The 18,992-nt window shown below is 65.9% G+C and carries 9 protein-coding genes and 1 tRNA gene; 7 read left to right on the top strand and 3 right to left on the bottom strand.

Annotation, left to right across the window (positions count from 1 at the left end):
• The first annotated feature begins 24 nt into the window (after positions 1-24).
• Entirely contained in the window at positions 25-5,100 is a 5,076-nt protein-coding gene (locus FB461_RS05100; protein ID WP_170222617.1) for an Ig-like domain repeat protein, read from the top strand.
• Between the two features lie 163 nt (positions 5,101-5,263).
• On the opposite strand, the gene FB461_RS05095 is transcribed toward FB461_RS05100, so the two are convergent.
• Positions 5,264-6,001, bottom strand: a complete 738-nt coding sequence (locus FB461_RS05095; protein ID WP_246046024.1) for a type 1 glutamine amidotransferase — start codon at positions 5,999-6,001, stop codon at positions 5,264-5,266.
• Positions 6,002-6,004: 3 nt separating this feature from the next.
• Positions 6,005-7,456, bottom strand: a complete 1,452-nt coding sequence (locus FB461_RS05090; protein ID WP_142119549.1) for a GuaB1 family IMP dehydrogenase-related protein — start codon at positions 7,454-7,456, stop codon at positions 6,005-6,007.
• A gap of 137 nt (positions 7,457-7,593) precedes the next feature.
• Between FB461_RS05090 and dxs the strand changes: the two genes are divergently transcribed.
• The 6 genes from dxs (at position 7,594) to FB461_RS05060 (ending at position 18,745) form a co-directional block, all read left to right on the top strand.
• On the top strand, positions 7,594-9,522 hold the full coding sequence (gene dxs / locus FB461_RS05085) for a 1-deoxy-D-xylulose-5-phosphate synthase (RefSeq protein WP_142119547.1): 1,929 nt from the start codon (positions 7,594-7,596) through the stop codon (positions 9,520-9,522).
• A gap of 230 nt (positions 9,523-9,752) precedes the next feature.
• Positions 9,753-13,952 carry a S8 family serine peptidase gene (locus FB461_RS05080; protein WP_142119545.1) on the top strand — a complete coding sequence of 1,400 codons (4,200 nt, stop codon included), beginning with the start codon at positions 9,753-9,755 and terminating at the stop codon, positions 13,950-13,952.
• Positions 13,953-14,128: 176 nt separating this feature from the next.
• Positions 14,129-15,910 (top strand): aspartate--tRNA ligase, encoded by a 1,782-nt coding sequence (gene aspS / locus FB461_RS05075; RefSeq protein WP_142119542.1) that lies wholly within the window; start codon positions 14,129-14,131, stop codon positions 15,908-15,910.
• A 199-nt stretch (positions 15,911-16,109) separates the two neighbouring features.
• The gene (locus FB461_RS05070; RefSeq protein ID WP_142119540.1) at positions 16,110-17,132 is read left to right on the top strand and encodes a dihydrodipicolinate synthase family protein; all 1,023 of its coding nucleotides are present in this window, start codon (positions 16,110-16,112) and stop codon (positions 17,130-17,132) included.
• Between the two features lie 100 nt (positions 17,133-17,232).
• Positions 17,233-17,317: transfer RNA gene (locus FB461_RS05065), tRNA-Leu, on the top strand.
• Positions 17,318-17,416: 99 nt separating this feature from the next.
• On the top strand, positions 17,417-18,745 hold the full coding sequence (locus tag FB461_RS05060; protein ID WP_142119539.1) for a M20/M25/M40 family metallo-hydrolase: 1,329 nt from the start codon (positions 17,417-17,419) through the stop codon (positions 18,743-18,745).
• A 20-nt stretch (positions 18,746-18,765) separates the two neighbouring features.
• Here the strand turns inward: FB461_RS05060 and FB461_RS05055 are convergent, their stop codons facing one another.
• Complete coding sequence (locus FB461_RS05055) at positions 18,766-18,969, bottom strand: DUF5703 family protein (RefSeq protein ID WP_142119537.1); 204 nt, start codon at positions 18,967-18,969, stop codon at positions 18,766-18,768.
• Between the last annotated feature and the right edge of the window lie 23 nt (positions 18,970-18,992).

The raw sequence follows: 18,992 nt of genomic DNA, 5'->3' as shown, positions 1-18,992 counted from the left end.
GTATTCGCCATATCAGCTTCGCTCATGGGCATCTGCGCCCCGGGAGCAACCGCCGCCGACATCGAAGGCGGGACGTGGTCGACGACGTACGAGACCGGACAACCGCAACCGCTGTCGCGCGTGGCGTATGAGCCGGTTGTCAACCTGCACGGCGAGACCGATGCTGCGCAGGACCTCGTCACGAGCGTCTATTCGGCCGACGCGAACGGCGGAAACACCGGAGCTGAGAACGTTTCGCTCATCGCGGACCGCGAGAAGACCTCAAAGTGGCTGGTCTCTCGGACGCTGAACGCGGGGAACCCCGTGCAGGCGATTTACTCCTTGAGCCAGCCCTCGCGCGTGACGGGCTACGAGATCACCTCGGCAAACGACAACTACAACCGCGACCCGAAGAACTGGATCGTGTACGGCTCCAACTCCGCTTCGGCCGCCACGAGCACGAGCGACGCTTCCTGGGTGCCGATTGATACCGTCACCAACGCCGACTTCGTCGTGACGGCCAGCCCTCGCCGTGGCACAAAGCGATTCGAGGTCGACGCGCCCGGCTCGTACCAGTACTACCGGATCGCCGTCTCCGACTCGAACGGCGCGACCGACCGGATGCAACTGTCCGACTGGACGCTGCTCACCCCCGATGCTCCCTCGACGCGCGCCCGGCGCGTTGCTCCCGCAGAGATCGTGAGCGCCTCGGCCAACCCGACCGCCGGCTGGCAGGCGGACGGCGAGAACTTCGACAAGCTGCACGACGGCGACTACGGCACCAAGAGCCTGGTAGCCCCCGGCATCGACTACGCCAACTTCTACATGCTGTACGAGCTGGCAGCGGAGACTCAGATCGACGGCTACATCTTCACGGCCGGTAACGACGCACCAGAACGCGACCCGAAGGCATGGACCATCTGGGGCACGAGCGACCCCGCGGTCGCTGCCACGCCGGCCAGCACGGCGGGCTGGACCCAGATCGACTCGCGTAGCGACATCGCCTCGACGACCTACCGTCGCGGCAGCCGCTACTTCACCGCAGCATCGCCCGGATCGTTCAAGTGGGTTCAGCTGCGCGTTTCCGGCGACAACGGTGGGCGTTTCCAGATGTCCGAGTGGACTCTCACCTCACCCTTGGCCGACAACCCGAATCTCGCCGTCAAGTTGGCCGACGGCCGCGCCGAAGGCGGCACCGCGAGCAACACGGTCCTGGCCTACGCGGGAAGCCCTGTCGCCGCCGGCGCCGCCAGCTCCGCGATTTTGATCCATCAGGGGCTCGATGTCGCGATCGGCTCGGACACCGCGCTCAGCTACCGCATCAAGCCGACGTCGGCGAGCGGTAAGAACGTCGTCGTGGACGTTGAATACTCAGATGCGGGAGGTGCCAACCCAGGGGTCGCCACACAGGCTAGCTTGCACGACATCCGCGGCAACGTATTCTCCACCGCGGGTCAAGGGGCCGCGCTCTTAGCGAACCAGTGGAGCAAGGTCACGGTTCCGCTGGGATCCCTGGCTGGCAAGGTCGTCCACAAGGTCGTCGTCCGCTACGCCGAGGCCAGCGCAACGGCAGGATCCGTGGCTTCGGGTCTCATCGATGACGTCGCCATCGGTAGCAGTCCCTTCACGGGCAGCCTCACCGTCAAGAACGTCGTGAACACGCAACTGCGCGCAGGCCAGGCGAACAACAAGGTGCTCGGCGTCATCACCGGACTGGGAACAGTGGCTACCGGCAACGACCTCGCAGCGGTTCTTCACCTGAACGATGCGGCGAATACCGAACTTCCTCTGGTCCTCACGGAGGGCGAGAACGGCACGAGCGTCTCGCTTGATCCCGCCTACCGCCCGCAGCAGGCCGGCATCTTCAACGCTCGCATCACCGCGACACTCGGCGCCGCCAGTGCATCGGCCAACTTCACGCTCACCGTGGTCGCCGATGACTCGCTCACGGGTCAGTTCGAGGATCTCGCGAACCTTGCCTGCTTCACGGTGACTGGCACGGTCGCGGACTGCGATGGCAACACTTACGCGTACGACCGCGTGAAGCTCGCAGCGCTCAACTACATCCCCGGTCAGAACGGCACCGTCACCATCGGAGCCACGACCTTCCACTTCGAGGTACCCAACATCCCGGTGGGGCAGTTCGACACCATCACGCCCGCAGGTCAGGCTTGGAACATCCGGGTGCCAGCGGGCGCCACTCAGATCTCGTTCATCGGAACGGGTAACGAGGGCACCAAGTCTCGCGACATTCAACTCGTCTACACCGATGGAACGACTGAGACGGTGACCGTGACGTTCGCCGACTGGGCCACCAGTGACACGACGAACTTCACGAACGCCGGTAACACGGTGGTGGCGCGCCCGCAGGGACGCCTCATGGGAACGAGCTCTTCGGACAACCTGTTCTCCGCTGTGCTCGCGTCGACGCCGCACACACTCGCGGCTGGGAAGACGATCGACTACGTTCAGCTCCCACCGAAGGTCGGTAACATCAAGCCCGAGGGGCAGGTGCACCTCTTCACCTTCGCCACGGACGCGCCGGTGCCCGCGTCGGTTCCGGCTCCCGTCGTGACGGCTTCGACGGTTCCCGCACAGCAGGCCACTGTTCCGTTCTCCGGTGAGCTCGTAACCTTCACCGGAGCGACCAATCCGGTGAACGCGACGATCAACTGGGGCGACGGCACGGCCTCCTCGAACGGAACCATCGGTTCCGGGAACGTCTCCGGTTCGCACACCTACGCGACGCCGGGAACCTACACGGCGACCGTGACCGTGACCGGGGCCGGAACGAGTGCATCGACGACCACCGAGATCGTGGTGACGACCGCGTCCTCGTCGGTGACCCTCACCGGTCCGTCTACCAACCCGATCGGAACCGCGGCGAACGTTACCGCGACGGTCGCTCCGGCGGCCGCCACGGGTACCGTTCAGTGGTCCGTCGACGGCGTCGACAGTGGCACGCCTACGCCGCTGAACGGTTCCAACCAGGTGACGTTCGACGTTTCCGGCCTCACAGCCGGAAGCCACTCGATCGTGGCGACCTACTCGGGTGACTCGGTGTTCGCCACCTCGGCTTCCGCCGGGCACGCGATCACGATCACCAAGCTCGCCTCATCGATCACGCTGGGCGCGTCCGCCTCCAGCGTGACCATCGGTGACTCCGTCACACTCACGGCCACGGTGTCTCCGGCCGTGGCAGGGCGCAGCGTGACCTTCACCGGTCCAGATAGCTGGTCGGCCACGGCTACGACGAACGCCTCTGGTATCGCCACCACTTCGGTGACGCCGTCTGCGGTCGGAGCTGCCAACTACTCGGCGTCGGTTGCCGAAAACGCCACCTACCTGACGGCTACGTCGACCCCCGTCGGCGTCACGGTCGTCAAGAAGGTCCTCGCCGCGGGCGACTGGACGGTGTCTGCTCCTACCGGGAGCGTTACCGTCGGCGGCGCGGGTTCGGTGAACGTCACGCTCCCGTCGCTTGCAACGGGGACCGTGTCGTTCCAGGTGGGTTCCTCGACTCCGGTCGTGGTTCCCGTGACCGCGGGCCAGGCATCCTTCGCGACCTCGTCGTTGGTTGCCGGTACTCACACCATCACGGTCGCCTACTCGGGTGACAGCAACTACGACGCACCTGCGCCGAAGACGGCGAACGTCACAGTGGTGAAGAACATCACGTCCGTGACGCTCTCCGCACCCGAGGGCAACATCGCGATCGGTGAGGACGTCGTCGTGACCGCCTCGGTGCCCACCGGGGCCACCGGCACCGTTCAGTTCAAGAACGGAACGGAGAACCTCGGTGCACCCGTGAATGTGACAAGCGGATCCGCAAGTCGCACGCTGTCGGGCCTGGCGCTCGGTGGCTACTCGATCACGGCCGTGTACTCGGGGGACGCCGCTTACGAGACCGCGACATCGGGTGCCAAGACGTTCACGATCGTCAAGCGCACGGCAACGGTCGGGCTGACCGCATCGTCCGCCAGCGTTGACGTCGGTACGGCGGTGACGCTCACCGCGACCGTTCCGAACGACGCGACGGGCACCGTTCAGTTCAAGAACGGAACGGAGGACCTCGGAACGCCGCAGGGCGTTACGAGTGGAACTGCGGCGCTGACTCTGAGTGATTTGCCGCTCGGAGCCAACTCGATCACCGCCGTGTACTCCGGTGACGGCAACTACGAGCCCGCGACTTCGTCGGCTCAGACCGTGACGGTGAACAAGAAGACGTCCTCGACGATCCTGCAGGCGTCGGCGACGACCCTGGACGAGGGTGAGTCGGTGACTCTGACCGCGACCGTTCCGCTCGATGGCACCGGTACCGTGCAGTTCTTCGACGGCACGTCTCCGGTTGGTGACGCGGTTACCGTCGCCGCTGGAAAGGCCGAGATCACGCTCTTGGGCGTCGTGGCTGGCGCTCACGAGTACACCGCGGTGTACTCGGGTGACTCGGTCTACCTTTCCTCGAACTCCGCACCGGTAACGGTCACGGCGCACGTCGTCGTTCCACCGGCTACGGATCCGACCGTGAGCGCGGTAACCGTGTCTCGCAGTAGCCAGGCCTACAACCAGAAGAGCGCAAGCAAGCGGGTCACCGTGAGCGTCGACATCACCGGAGCCACTTCCGGGACCGTCTCGTTCGTGTCCGCCAAGGGTGCGCTCGGATCTGCCAAGATCGTGGTCTCCGGGGGGAAGGCGAAGGCGAGCCTGACCGTCAAGGCTAAGGCGGCTGTCGGGACGTACTCCGGCCTGCGGGCTGTGCTCGCGGTATCCGGCACGAGTTACGTCTCACCCGCCGCGACCGCCAAGTTCAAGGTCGTTCGGGCCGCGGCTTCGCAGGTCAAGATCGCGACCAAGTCCTTCAAGTCGGGCTCCAAGCCGAAGATCAAGGTCACGGTCGGCAAGCTCTCGAACGGCCGCGTTGCCACCGGCAAGGTGCAGCTCCGCATCGGGAAGAACGTGGTCAAGACGGTCAAGTTGACTGCCAAGAGCAAGGGCAAGGTCACGGTCAAGTTGCCGAAGGCTTACACCAAGACCATCAAGGTCAAGGCAAAGTTCGTGCCGACGTCGACGAAGACGACTGTCGCCAAGTCGTCCAAGGCGGTGAAGGTCAAGGCCAAGTGATCGTAGATTAGTTCGCGATCAATCGAGACGGTCCCGCATCCCGAAAGGGGTGCGGGACCGTTCTGCTGTCCGCGGTGCTTGGTCCCAATTCGACACCGTTTGGGGCTGTGCGACACCCGATATATCCGGTGCGCGGCGACCCTATCGGGTGTCGGCGGGGCGATTATGCGGGGCGGTTGCGCGGGCGGAAGGTGCGCAACCCCATGAGCGCGCGCGGAACGATCAGTTCCAGCCGTCGCGCGCCGTCTTCCTTGATCGAGGCCAACTCGTCCGACGACAGGTCGTCCACCATTTCGGGCTCAGCAAGCCACTGCGCGAGGTGTGCGGGCGTGACCTCGAGATGGAACTGCAGGCCAATGGCGCTGCCGAGCGAGAATGCCTGCACCGGCGTGCGTTCCGTATAGGCGAGGAGTGTGGCGCCGGGAGGCAGCGTCACAGAGTCGCCGTGCCAGTGCAGGACGTCGGGATCCGCGGTCGCCTCCACGGCCAGCGGATAAAGGAGCGGATGCACCAGGCCATCGCCCGTTAGGGAGACGGGCGCGAGGCCGATCTCGCGCGCCGATCCAGTGTTCAGCCGCCCGCCGAGAGCGACCGCAAGCAACTGCATGCCGAGGCAGACGCCCAGCGTGGGCACACCGGCAGCCACCGCGTCGGCGATCAAGGATCGTTCCCGCGCCAATCCGGGAAATTCTGCGTCATCGAGCGCACCCATCGGCCCGCCCATAACGACGAGGGCTTTGAGGGACGAGGGCTCCGGCAGTTCGGCGGCCGGTTCGTCGATGAGGCTGAGCGTTCGCATTGCGCCCGCGGCGTCGTACGCGCCTAGCGCGCGGCCGATCAGCCCCGGATGCTCCCAGGGCCTGTGCTGCAGGACGAGCACACCGCCGTCAGCCGTGCTCACGCGTCACCACCCTCGCGGCAGGGGACGGCCCTCGGCGTAGCCTGCACTCGACTGGATGCCAGCCACGGCGCGCCGGAAGAACTCGTCCAAGTTGGCGGCACCGGCGTAGGTGCACGAGGAACGCAGCCCCGAGGCGATCTCGTCGATGAGGTCCTCGACGCCTGGCCGCGCGCGGTCGATGTACATGCGCGAAGTCGAGATCCCCTCCTTGTATAGCCCTTTGCGCGCCCGGTCGAACGGGTCGGAACCGGCCGTCCGCGCCGCGACCGCGCGGGCGGAAGCCATGCCGAACGATTCCTTGTAGAGTCGGCCCTCGCCATCGGCATGCAGATCTCCCGGCGATTCGTGGGTACCGGCGAACCACGAACCGACCATGACCTGACTCGCGCCCGCTGCGAGCGCGAGCGCGATGTCGCGCGGATGGCGCACGCCGCCGTCGGCCCAAACGTGAGCGCCCAACTCGCGCGCGGCGGCCGCACACTCGATCACCGCAGACAACTGTGGTCGGCCCACCGCCGTCTGCATGCGGGTCGTACACATCGCGCCGGGTCCGACGCCGACCTTGACGATGTCCGCTCCCGCATCGATCAGATCTCGCACGCCGCCCGCGGTCACGACGTTGCCCGCGACGATTCGCGTGTGCGGCGCCGTTGCGCGCACACGGCGCAGGGCCTCGATCATCTTGAGTTGGTGCCCGTGCGCCGTATCGACCACCAGCACGTCGGCTCCCGCGTCGAGCAGGCCTATGGTCTTGCGCTCCACGTCACCATTGATACCGATGGCGGCGCCGATCAGCAGCGCCCCGCTGGCATCGGTGGACGGCTCGTAGATGGAGGACCGCACCGCCCCGGTCTGCGTGAGAACGCCGACGAGCTTCCCGTTGTCGACGACCGGCACGAACCTTCGCCGGAGGGTCGAGAGCTCAGTGAAGATTTCCCGTAGGCCAGCGCCGTCCTCGCCGATCCGCGACAATTGCGCGACCTCGGGGTGCGGCGTCATGATCTCGTGGACCTGGGTGTAACGATCCGCCCCCTCGCAGTCGGCCGGTGTCACGATGCCGAGCGGCTCGCCATCGCGCACCACGATGGCCGCACCATGGGATCGCTTGGGAATCAGGCTCAGCGCCGTCTCGATGGGATCCGTGGGGGAGAGCGTAACGGCAGTCTCGACTACGGCGTGGCACGACTTGACGCGTTCGATGACCTCGCGCACCACGTCGAGTGGAATGTCCTGGGGAATGATAGCGATACCGCCGCGCCGGGCCACCGTTTCGGCCATGCGCCGCCCCGATACCGCGGTCATATTGGCGACCACGATCGGAATGGTGTTTCCTACACCGTCAACCGGCGTGAGGTCCACGTCGAACCTGGAGGTGACGTCCGAGCGGGAGGGGACCAGGAACGCGTCCTCGTACGTCAGATCGAACTGTGGGGCATGGCCGGGGAGGAATTGCATAGGTCCAGTGTAGGTATCGCCTGATGAATTCAGGTGAGACCAATGTTGCGCCCCGCTCAGGCTAAGGTAGTGAACTGTCTCGACAACGCGCGCGATGCGTGGCTTGAGGCGGAAGCAGCGTGAACCGGGAGGGGTACGTGGGAATTCTGAGGCGGGTGAAGACGCCCGCGGACGTGCGTGGGCTGTCCACCGCGCAAGCTGTTCAACTGGCGGCTGAGATCCGTACCTTCCTCGTGAAGAACGTTGCGATAACGGGCGGTCACCTCGGTCCGAACCTCGGGGTCGTCGAGCTCACGATCGCCCTGCATCAGGTATTCGACTCGCCACGCGACACGATCGTTTTTGACACCGGGCACCAAGCGTATGTCCACAAACTCCTGACCGGACGCTCCGACTTCTCCTCCCTGCGTCAGCGCGAAGGCCTGTCTGGCTATCCGTCGCGGCAGGAGTCGGAGCACGACGTCGTGGAGAACTCCCACGCCTCGACCGCCCTGAGTTGGGCCGATGGCATCGCCCGGGGATACCGGCTGCGCGGTGGTCCCAATCGGCATGTGGTCGCGGTGATCGGCGACGGCGCGCTCACCGGCGGCATGGCCTGGGAGGCGCTGAATAACATCGCTGCGGTTAAGGATCACCCACTGGTGGTGGTGATCAACGACAATGGCCGTTCCTACGCCCCCACGATCGGCGGTCTGGCCCACCACCTCGATACGCTGCGAACCACGCGTGGCTACGAGAACTTCCTCGACTGGGGCAAGAAGACACTCAAACGCGGCGGTTCGCCGGGGCGCCTTGCCTACGAGGCGCTGCACGGCCTCAAAAAGGGCCTGCGCGACGTGGTCATGCCGCTCGGCATGTTCGAGGACCTCGGGCTGAAGTACATGGGGCCGATCGACGGACACGACATCGTGGCCGTCGCGCGAGCGTTGCGCCGCGCCAAGGACTTCGGCGGGCCCGTGCTCGTACACGTCATCACGGAGAAGGGGCGGGGATACACCCCGGCGGAGAAGGACACGGCGGACCGTTTCCACGGGATCGGACCGATTCACCCCGAGACGGGTCTGCCCATCGCCCCGTCGCGCTTCGGATGGACGTCGGTGTTCTCCGATGAGATCGTGAAGATCGGCCGGGAGCGCGACGACGTCGTCGCGGTCACTGCGGCCATGCTCCGGCCCGTTGGCTTGGCGGCCTTCGCGGACGAGTTCCCCGACCGCGTAATGGACGTCGGCATCGCTGAGCAGCACGCCATCACCTCGGCCGCTGGAATGTCCTTTGCGGGGGTGCATCCCGTCGTGGCGCTGTACGCGACGTTCCTGAATCGTGCTTTCGACCAGGTACTGATGGATGCGGCGCTGCACCGTGCCGGCGTGACGATCGTCCTCGACCGTGCCGGCGTGACCGGTGACGACGGCCCCAGCCACAACGGCATGTGGGACATGGCGCTGCTCGGGGTTGTTCCAGGCCTACGACTCGCTGCACCGCGTGACGAAGCCACGCTGCGCGCCGCCCTGCGCGAGGCTGTCAGCGTCGAGGATCGCCCGACCGTGGTTCGATACCCGAAGGGACCAGTCGGCCCCGCGCTGCCGGCGATCGACATCGTCAACGGCGTTGATGTCCTGGGCAGGTGGCAGGCGAAGGAGTATCGCGGTGAAGCCGCGAATCGGGATGCCGCGGCGGCCGAGGAGCGGCCGCGCGTGCTACTGATCGGGATCGGCGCGATGGCCGTAACGGCAGTGACCGCCGCCGAGGATCTGGCGGCGGAGGGAGTCGACGTGACGGTGGTTTCGCCAACCTGGGTACTGCCCGTCGCGGGCGGTCTCCTCGACCTCATAGCGGACTACTCCATCGTGCTGAGCGTCGAGGACGGCGTGGTGGACCAGGGGATAGGGGAGCGAATCTCCGCGGCCGCTACTCGCGCGGGTTTCACGGGAACTTTCGTCTGCCGAGGGCTGGCATCGGAGTTCATCGAGCACTCGACTCGTGTGCAGATCCTGACGGATCAACGCCTGCTTCCCGCCGACTTGGCCGATGAGGTGCGGCGCGCCGCCGAGGTTGAGGCGAACTGAGCAGCCATCCCGCATGCCTTACGGGCGCCGTTTGGGCCCGCAGTTTGGGGGCCGGTTCCCGGCCAGCGCAGCGATGCGTTCGCCATGCTGCTGGTCTCATTAAGCCCTGGACTTTAAGTTCTGATAGATTGACGAACGCAACCGTGTGGTGCGGTTCCTGCTCGCCTCGATGTCGACGGGCAACCGCGCGGGTCACATGTCATCGGTAACGGACGGAGTTTCTGGTTTACGTGAAAAGTCGATTTCTCGGGAGCGTTCTCACCCTCGCTCTCCTTGCCACTGGTTCCACCGTCGCGGCGGCGGCATCGCCTGCCCCGGCGGACTCATCGTTGCAGGCTCGCGCATCGTCCCGCCTCGCGGAGAACCGCAAACTCCTCGCTCAGCGGCACCCGGACCTCAAACTCTCGGACAGGATCCGTGCGAACGCGGAGTCGGCCACGGTATTCGTGGAGGTGAACGCCGAGTCGGGGCTCGAGGCTCGCGGCAAGGCTGTGCGCTCCGGGCGAACCAAGTCGCAGGCCCGCCAGGTGACGGCGACTGCCGCTAGCAAGGCCGCCCAAGCGACTCGCGTGGTCCAGGCGGCTGCCGTGGCGCTCGACCCCGGGGCCGAGGTTCTGTATGCGGCCTCGTACTCCGCGGCCGGATTCGCCGCGCGGCTAGACGGCGCCGCGATCAGAAAACTCGCTCAGCGCGCCGATGTGGTCAGTATCGCCCCGGTGAGTCGCTACTATCGCCCCGAATCATCGCCGACGCCAGGCGGGCGTGCGGCCCTGCCTCGAAACGCGAGTTCGGCGAGCGCGACCCACACCTTCGGCGCGTGGGGCGACGGCGCGACCGGAGCCGGGCAGACCGTTGCCGTGATCGATACGGGCGTCGACTACACGCACGCGACATTCGGTGGCCCCGGCACGCGGGCGGACTACGACCTGGCTTTCGCGGCGCGGAACTCCACCACTGCCCCGAACTCAGCCTGGTTCAACGCGGCAAAGTTCAAGGGTGGCGTGGACCTCGCGGGGGAGGACTACGAAGCCATGGCGACCCTCGATGACCCGGATGGTTTGACTCCGATCCCGCATCCCGATGCGAACCCCATCGACTCACGGGCTCAGGGGCACGGCACGCATGTCTCGGCCACCGCGGTTGGATTCGGGGTGGGCGCCGATGGGCAGACCTTCACAGGCAGCTATGCGGCACTGGATCTCGAAACAGCCCACACCTTCAAGGTGGCTCCGGGTACGGCTCCGGAGGCCGCACTGGTGTCCGTCAAGGTCTTCGGCGATAACGGACAATCGACGGACCTTGCTGGCGCGGGCCTCGAATGGGTTGCCCAGCACGTCGACACCATTGACGTCGTGAACATGTCTATCGGTTCGGACTTTGCTCCCGCCGACGACCCCGACAACGCCAAGATCGACGCATTGACCGCCGCTGGCGTCGTCGTCGTGGCCGCGGCCGGTAACGCGGGCAACGCGACGGCTGCAGGGGGATCCCCAGGGAACGCCAAGTCGGCGATCGCCGTAGCTGCGTCCGATTCGGGGTACGTGTCGTACGACACGGCGGTCGTCAATGCGCCGGCGTCGTTCGCAGGCGCCTATCCGGGCCGCTACGACAACGTCTATCAGGGTGCGCCGGTTTCCGCGGAGATCGCGCGTCTCCCGTTCGGGAACGTCGGTCAGTTGTGCGCTCCCCTCACGCCGTTTCAGAAGCTCCGGGTTCAAAACAAGATCGTGTGGATCGAAGTGGACGTGCCGCAGTACCTGGACCCGGAAACCTGCCCGTACCTCGACGTCTTGAATCAAGCTTCGGTGAAGGGAATCGTCATCTACGGCGAGGACGCGTTCTACGCGCCGTCCGGCAGCGAAAACTTCCCGACATTCGTATTGTCCGCTGCCGCGGCGCCCGTCCTGAACGATGCGGTGGGCCAGGGAATCAACATCACCCTCGACCCCTCACGAAAATTCGACTACACGGAGCACAACGCGGCCTGGGACTCGACGCTCGCGGACTTCAGTTCGCGAGGTGAATTCGGCGCCTACGACCAGGTGGTCAAGCCCGACGTGGCGGCCCCGGGTTACGGCATCGTGTCCGCATTCGTCGGTTCCGGCATTGGTGCCGAGGCAATGGACGGGACATCAATGGCCAGCCCGCAGGTGGCGGGCATCGCCGCTCTCGTTCGCGAGGCGCACCCCTCGTACACGGCGATTGAGGTCAAGTCCGCCCTGATGAATAACGCCGTGCACGACCTGGCGGCCGATGCGGGGGTTGCCGGTCCGCTACGCGCGGGGACGGGTCTCGTGGATGCGACCAAGGCGATATCCGGAGCCGTGTCGGCGGTTTCCGTCGAGAACGGCTCGCTTATCACGGCCTCGTTCGGCGTCGTGGAAGCAGGGACGACTCCTCTGACCCAGACCAGGACGGTCAAGGTGACGAACCATGCGGCTACGCCCGGTGAGTTCGATGTGGCCTACCTGGAGCGCACGCGCCAATCCGGAACCGTCATCTCCGTTTCGCCCGATCACCTGTCGCTCGCGGGTGGCGCGAGCGCTAATGTGACTGTCACGCTCGGCGTCGCAGACCCCGCCAAACTCGCCCGCACTCCCGAGGGCGACGAGGAGACTATTGTTGATCCGCTGTTCATCACGTCGGTGAGTGGAATCGTGCAGGTGACGGATTCAGCATCGAGCGCCGACGAGGTGGCACGCGTCGCGGTCGTCGCCTCGGTCAAGCCGACGAGCGCGATGAAGGCGTCCGCACCCGAATTCGCACCCGGTGAGTTCGACGGAACGATCAGCCTGCAGGGACGCGGCCTGTTCCAGGGTGAAGGGCCCGAGGGTAACGAGAACGCCTACTCGTCTTACGTGGCGCCGCTGCAGTTGGGAACCACCGACCCTGAGGGGGATGCTCAGGACATCGGCCTCGGTGCCGTGCAGGCCGCGGCGTCGGACATCGTCGTGGCGGGTGCCGCGTCGGACTTCCCGTACATGCAGGACGTGGAATCGACCACGCTCACCTTCGGAGTGGGGGTCGCCAGCGATTGGGGGACGCTCAATCCCTACACAGCTCCCGTCCTCTACATCAGCACCGACGGCGACGATGTGCCCGAATTCCAGACGATTGCGACTCCCTCGGGTGGCTGGGACGGCCAATACGTCCTCACCATCGATCTCGGCTCGGGCGAAGTCGTGGACCTCAACTACGTGAATCTGGCCGGACCGGAGATCGACACGAACATGTATGCGACGAACGTCGTCGCGTACCCAGTTCTCGCTGCTTCGCTCGGCATCAAGAACAAGGGCGGAACCGGCAAGATCAAGTACTGGTTCCAAACCGAGAACGCGCTAACCGGCCAGGCCGCGGGCCTGTATGCCGATCGCAGCGCGCCGGTCGAGTTCAACGTGCGAGAGCCAGACCTGTACTTCGACTCCCCGTTGGTGAACGATCAGCCTCGGACTGACGACCCGGACGCCGAATGGTCGGGGGAGATCGGCGTGTTCCGTAAGACGCCCGATACGACCGCAAGCGCCCTGCTGTTGCACTTCAGCAATGCCAAGGGTTCCCGGATCGAGATCCTCGGACACGGGCCCGAGTCGCTAACGCCCCCGGAGATTCAGGGGGGAACGCAGGTGGGCGACACTCTGACTTCGTCGCCAGGGACGTGGAAGAACGCCACCGGCGCCACTTACACCTACCAGTGGTTCCGTGGCCAGACCAAGATCGCGGGCGCCACCAAAGCCAGCTACCGACTTGCGAAGACGGACATCGATTCGCTCGTTTGGGTGGAGGTCACCGTGACGACCGCCGACGGACGAGGGCGGGCGGAATCAGACCCCGTGCTGGCGATGGCAGCCGACGCGACGGTGGGCCTGAAACTGTCCTCGTCCAGCACTAGATACCCCAATAGCGCCGTGAAGGCATACGTTTCGCTCGCTGGTGACGCCGCCGCGGTGGCCGGGACCATCGTGGTCAGTGTGGACGAGAACCCTGTCGCCTTCGTCTCGTCTCCGGCGCGCTCAGCAACCGCGTCGGTGACGCTGCCGAAGCGGCTCTCGGCCGGGTGGCATCGGGTCTCCGCGATGTATTTGCCGGATGATTCGGTCACCACGATTGGCGCTGGGGTCTCGCCGACGCGCACCCTGGTGGTCAAGAAGGCCAAGACTAAGGTTTCGGTCAAGGCGGTGCGTAAGAGCGTCAAGAAGGGCAAGGCGGTGGCGCTTCGCATCACGGTGAAGCCGACCGCAATCGCCAGCGGTGGCGCGGTCGTTGTGAAGCAGGGCAAGAAGATCGTGGCTCGTGCGACGCTCAAGAAGGGCAAAGCGACCATCAAGGTCAAGAAACTGAAGCGCGGAAAGCACAAACTCCGCGTGTTCTTCCAGGGATCGGCAAACGCGGCCAAGGCGTCCTCCAAGCGCGTGACGGTGCGAGTTCGCTGATCGGCGACTTCGCGCGAGGGGCGGGCAGGACGGTTATGTCGTCCTGCCCGCCCCTGCGTGGTGGGTCCCGCGCCAGTGCCGGGGACGAGCGGCCGCGACGGTGTCGGCTCGCGCGTGCTTCGCCTACTAGACTGTAGAAGGCAAAAAACCACCCCGGACAAGTCGAAGGAAGTTCTGTGCTGCGCACTCATAACGCTGGATCACTGCGATCCGCGGACATTGGCTCCACCGTCACGCTGACCGGCTGGGTCGACCGTCGCCGGGACCACGGCGGTGTCGCCTTCATCGACCTGCGTGACGCGTCCGGCATCGCCCAGGTGGTGATCCGGGACGAGGCCGTCGCGCATCCCCTGCGTTCGGAGTTCGTTCTCCAGGTCGTCGGCGAGGTTTCCGCCCGGCCGGCGGGCAACGCCAACCCGAACCTTCCGACGGGTCAGATCGAGGTCATCGCTTCCGATGTGGTGGTGCTCAACGAGTCCGCTGCGTTGCCCTTCCAGGTGTCGACCGCGCTCGACGGTAACGAGACAATCGGTGAGGAAGCGCGACTGCGTTACCGCTACCTCGACCTGCGCCGTCCAGCACCTGCGGCCGCGCTACGCCTGCGTTCGCAGGTGAGCCACGCCGCCCGCTCGGTGCTGGCAAACCACGACTTCGTTGAGATCGAGACCCCGACTTTGACGCGGTCGACGCCCGAGGGCGCACGCGACTTCCTGGTTCCCGCGCGGCTCGCACCGGGTTCGTGGTACGCGCTGCCGCAGTCTCCTCAGTTGTTCAAGCAGCTCCTGATGGTGGCCGGCATGGAGCGCTACTACCAGATCGCTAGGTGCTATCGGGACGAGGATTTCCGGGCCGACCGCCAACCTGAGTTCACTCAACTGGACATCGAGATGAGTTTCGTGGACCAGGAGGACGTCATCGCCCTGGCGGAGGAGGTGCTCGCCTCGCTGTGGAAGCTGATCGGCCACGAGATCACCCAGCCGATCGACCGCATCACCTACGCGGACGCGATGGCTCGGTACGGCACCGACAAGCCCGACCTGAGATTCGATCTCGAACTGACCGACCTTACCGACTACTTCAAGGACACCCCGTTCCGGGTGTTCCAGGCCCAGCACGTGGGCGCGGTCGTGTTCCCCGGGGGCGCGTCGACGCCTCGCCGCGGATTCGATGCCTGGCAGGAGTGGGCACGCCAGCGCGGCGCCAAGGGCCTCGCGTACGTGACGTTCGCCGAAGATGGCGAACTGGGCGGCCCCGTGGCCAAGAACCTTTCCGAGGCGGAGCGCGATGGCCTCGCGGCAGCGACCGGCGCGAAGGTCGGGGACGCGGTGTTCTTCGCGGCCGGCAAGACCTCCGAGGCACGAGCGCTGCTGGGGGCGGCCCGCCTCGAGGTGGGCAAGCGCGCCGGACTCATCAACGAGGACGAGTGGTCCTTCGTGTGGGTCGTTGACGCCCCGCTGTTCAAGCCGACCGGCGAGGATGATGACGTCGCGCTCGGCAGTTCGTCCTGGACCGCCGTGCACCACGCGTTCACCTCGCCCAAGCCTGAATGGCTCGACTCATTCGACCGCGACCCGGGCAGCGCACTCGCCTATGCGTACGACATCGTGTGCAACGGCAACGAGATCGGTGGCGGATCGATCCGTATCCACCGCCGCGACGTGCAGGAGCGCGTGTTCGCGGTCATGGGGATCGGCGAGGAAGAGGCTCAGGAGAAGTTCGGGTTCCTGCTCGACGCCTTCCAGTTCGGCGCGCCGCCGCACGGCGGGATCGCATTCGGCTGGGACCGGATCGTGTCGCTCCTTTCCCGCTCCGAGTCGATTCGCGAGGTCATAGCGTTCCCGAAGTCTGGCGGTGGCTTCGATCCGCTGACGCAGGCACCGGCCCCGATTACCCCTGAGCAGCGCAAGGAAGCGGGCGTTGACGCAAAACCCGAGCCCAAGGGTGACTCGGAAAAGTAGATCTACCGCTGGTTTCCCGCACGCCGCGGGCGATCACCCCGGTCGGTGTGCAGTTCTCGGGAAACCGCCCGCGCACCGGCCGGGGGGCTCGCGTCGCGTCGTGGCAGTGCCGAAACGTTATCTTTGCGGATACCGTCAACTTTGTACGATTTGCCGGTAAAAGGTACCCGAAAACGGTCGCGGCGGATACGCTAAGACGGTGCCAATTCTCGGAACTTACACGGCATACCTGCCGACACCCCGCGACGAATCTGGCAAACTCCTCACCGCGACGATGGAGTCGCTCGTAGAAGACGCGATTGCCGCGGGTGCCACCTCTCTTGGCGTGCTAAGCGGGACGGGCGGGGCGATGTACGTGCCGCACAGCATCCGTCGCCGCGCCACAAGACTCGTCGTCGCGAAGACCGACGGGCGAGCCAAAGTGCTCGTCGGAATCTCCGATCCCGCCGCCGCCAACGTGGTGGCGAACGCGCAGGAGGCCTCGTCCTGCGGCGCCGACGCACTGCTACTGCAGCCCGTGGCCCCCAGCCCGCTGCGCGGCGAGGAGGTGCTCGGGCTCTACCGTGATGTGGCGTCGGTCGCCCCTTTGCCGATCTGGGTCGATCACAACCCCGGCGCCACCCACTACCGCATCTCAGCGGAGGACCTGGCCAAGATCGCGACGTTCAGGGGTGTGGGCGGCATCAAAGATGCTGCCGTGACAGCTGCGGAGGCGAAGCAGCGTCGCACGCGCGTCCTCGAGGGGCTGTCGCCGCGCACCGCTCAGCGGGTGGAGTACGGCTTTTCCACTCTGACGTTTAGTGCGCAGGTGCTGATCGAAGGTATGGGGACCTGGCACAGCGCGCTCGCAGGAGTGCTTCCGGAGTATTGCGGAGCGCTCGTCCATGCCGCCACAGCGGGTCGCAGGGGAGATGCCCGGCTCATGCAACGCGCGCTGGCACCGCTGTCTTTGCTGGCCGACCAGTATGGGCCCATGCGACTCTCGCACGCGATCGGCACGCTGCGAGGTCGCGAGATGGGCGAACTCCCCAAGCCGCTCCTTCCCCTGCCGCGCGAGGCTCGTTCCATCCTTCGCGTCACCCTGGACGGCTTGCGCCTCGATGAGGAACTCTCCTCGGAAAACCGCGAAGCCGTAGCGGCGCGTATCGCCGGACAGCGGCCCGCCAACGAGCCTCGTGAGCCGCAGAAGCCCCGCCGCGCCCACCGCGCATCGACGGACTGAGACGAGCGCCATCGTTGTGATGGCGCCGATTCGTAAGTGGGCGTCAAATCGTGCTAACGTACTCAGCGTTGCCCGCTGAAATGCGGACGGCAGCGACCTTGTCCGGGTGGCGGAATGGCAGACGCGCTAGCTTGAGGTGCTAGTGCCCTTTATCGGGCGTGGGGGTTCAAGTCCCCCTCCGGACACATTGGGATATCGCCGAGTATCCCCAAGGCCCGAACCCATGGACGTGGGTTCGGGTTTTCTCGTTTGGCACTGCGTCACGACCAGGAATCGAGCGTGAGATGAACACCGAGAAGCCGGCGGCGGTGGTCGCGGAGGACGAGGTCGTCCAGATCTGCCAGCGGCTGATCCGAATCGACAGCCAGAACTACGGCGACGACTCGGGCCCGGGGGAACGCGAGGCTGCCGAGCTCGTCATGGAACTGCTGTCCGATGTCGGCATCGATTCCACCTACATCGAATCCGCGCCGCGCCGCGGCAACGTGATCGCTCGCATCCCTGGGCGCGACCCATCACGCCCAGCTCTCGTCCTGCATGGGCACCTCGACGTGGTGCCGGCCATCGCGTCCGACTGGAGCGTGCCACCCCTGGGCGGCGAAATCGTCGACGGACTGATCTGGGGCCGGGGCGCCGTGGACATGAAGGACATGGACGCGATGATCCTCGCAGTCGTCCGCGAACTGGCCCGCCGCGGTCTGCGGACCGAGCGGGACGTGATTCTCGGGTTCTTTGCGGACGAGGAGGCCGGCGGCAACTTCGGCGCCGGGTACCTCGTCAAGCATCATCGCGACCTGTTCGAGGGCGCGACCGAGGCCATAAGCGAGGTGGGTGGCTTCTCGGTCGAGATTGATGGACAGCGCGCGTATTTGCTGCAGAGCGCGGAGAAGTCCCTGGCATGGCTCAGGCTGGTCGCTGACGGCGCGGCAGGTCACGGCTCGGGCGTGCACCAGGACAGCGCGATCACGACCCTTGCGGAGGCGCTCGTGCGCATCGGCGGACATCGCTGGCCCATGCGCCTGACTCCCACCATGAACGGACTGCTGGCCGGCGTGGCCGAACTCGTCGGGACGCGTTTCGACCCGGACGACGAAGCGGCCGTGCAGGAACTGATCGACAAACTCGGCCCGGCAAAGAAATTCGTCGGCGCGGCGGTGCGCAACACCACGAACGTGACGCGTCTCGATGCCGGTTACAAGGACAACGTCATCCCAGGTAGCGCGTCGGCCGTGGTCGATGCGCGTTTCCTGCCCGGTGACGAGGTGGCCGGTATGGCGGCGCTCGCACAACTCGCCGGCGAGCGAGTTCGCATCGATCCGATCTACGCCGACGGCTCGATCGAGGCAGACTTCGAGGCGCCGCTGGTCACTCGGATGATCGAAGCTCTACAGCGACACGACCCCGGGGCGCCCGTCCTGCCCTACATGCTCAGCGCCGGCACCGACAACAAGTCGCTGTCACGACTGGGAATAGCGGGGTATGGATTCGTGCCCCTCCAGTTACCCGCGGACCTCGACTTCACGGGCATGTTCCACGGCGTGGACGAGAGGGTGCCGGTCGAATCGCTCAGATTCGGGGTGCGCGTCCTGCGCGATCTACTGCTCGGCCTGTAGGTCGAACGCGCGGCGGGAACTCACTCCAGCGTCGAACTGATGCGCATGACGCGCCGCCGCAACCACACCTTGCGCATGCCACCGAAGTACTTGCGCGTCCGGGCGAGTTCCCACTTACCGTACTCGGCCTCGTGCGTCAGCATCGCGCGAGCGTCATTGCGTGAGGTGTCCGGGGTGATGGTCAGAACGCGATATTCGTATTCGCGTGGCGTGTGCGTGCGCATTGGTGACTCCTCATCCCTGCCTG

The organism is Rarobacter faecitabidus (genome assembly GCF_006716265.1).
Taxonomy (GTDB): Bacteria; Actinomycetota; Actinomycetes; order Actinomycetales; family Cellulomonadaceae; genus Rarobacter; species Rarobacter faecitabidus.
Note: the sequence above shows the minus strand (reverse complement) of the source record. Positions and strands in the feature narration are given on the sequence as shown.